The sequence below is a fragment of the Aminobacter sp. P4_D5 genome, assembly GCF_056401815.1.
Map to the genome: position 1 here is coordinate 1 of NZ_JBFUIP010001364.1, position 524 is coordinate 524.

The 524-nt window shown below is 66.6% G+C and carries 1 protein-coding gene; it reads right to left on the bottom strand.

What is annotated here, in order from left to right:
• Nucleotides 1-524: 1-deoxy-D-xylulose-5-phosphate synthase N-terminal domain-containing protein (locus AC1DWF_RS38435; protein ID WP_476843643.1), on the bottom strand; the 524-nt coding region annotated here is incomplete at both ends.

Sequence of the window (524 nt, forward strand, 5' to 3'; positions counted from 1 at the left end):
GCTGCTCGCCGGTGACGACGTTGAACTTCACCACGCCGTGATACTTGTCGGCGCTGGCCTCGGCCGGCGCGTAGCCCTTGCCCTTCTGCGTGACGGCATGCAGCAGGAAGGGACCGGGCTGGCCGGAATCGCGCAGGTTCCGCAGGACCGGCAGCAGGTGGTCCAGATTATGGCCGTCGACGGGGCCGACATAGTAGAAGCCGAGTTCCTCGAAGAGCGTGCCGCCGGTGAGCAGGCCGCGCGCATATTCGTCGGCACGCTTTGCCGCGCGCTCGATGGGCCCCGGGAAATTCTTGGCCATCTTCGCCATGAACTCGCGCACCGACAGGAAGGGGCGCGAGGAGATGGTGCGGCTGAGATAGGCCGACATGGCGCCAACGGGCGGGGCGATCGACATGTCGTTGTCGTTCAGGATGACGATGAGGTTGGCCTTGCCGGCCCCCGCATTGTTCATCGCCTCATAGGCCATGCCGGCGGACATGGAGCCGTCGCCGATCACGGCGACGACGTGCCGGTCCTGGCCC